Source organism: Psychrobacter sp. 16-MNA-CIBAN-0192 (assembly GCF_040309565.1).
In the GTDB taxonomy this organism is placed as follows: domain Bacteria; phylum Pseudomonadota; class Gammaproteobacteria; order Pseudomonadales; family Moraxellaceae; genus Psychrobacter.
Genome location: NZ_JBEOOX010000444.1, coordinates 1 through 257, shown reverse-complemented (window position 1 = coordinate 257; position 257 = coordinate 1). Strand labels below are relative to the sequence as shown.

Genomic DNA, 257 nt, shown 5'->3' with positions numbered 1-257 from the left:
ATAAAAAACCTCTTTGCCGATATCAATACGAAATAGCGGCGGCATAGCAATATACACATGCCCATTATTCACTAATACACGATAATGCTTTAAGAACAACGCACACAACAATGTCGCAATATGCAGTCCATCAGAATCTGCATCCGCTAGAATACAAATTTTACCATAACGTAATTCTGAAATATCATCGCTGTCAGGATCGCAACCAATCGCTATCGAAATATTATGCACCTCTTGCGAGGCTAACACTTGCGAGG

Annotated in this window: 1 pseudogene; it reads right to left on the bottom strand. The window is 40.1% G+C overall.

Annotated features, from left to right (window positions below):
• Positions 1-257 (bottom strand): annotated as a pseudogene (locus tag AAEY78_RS13895) (DNA topoisomerase IV subunit B); the annotation flags it as partial.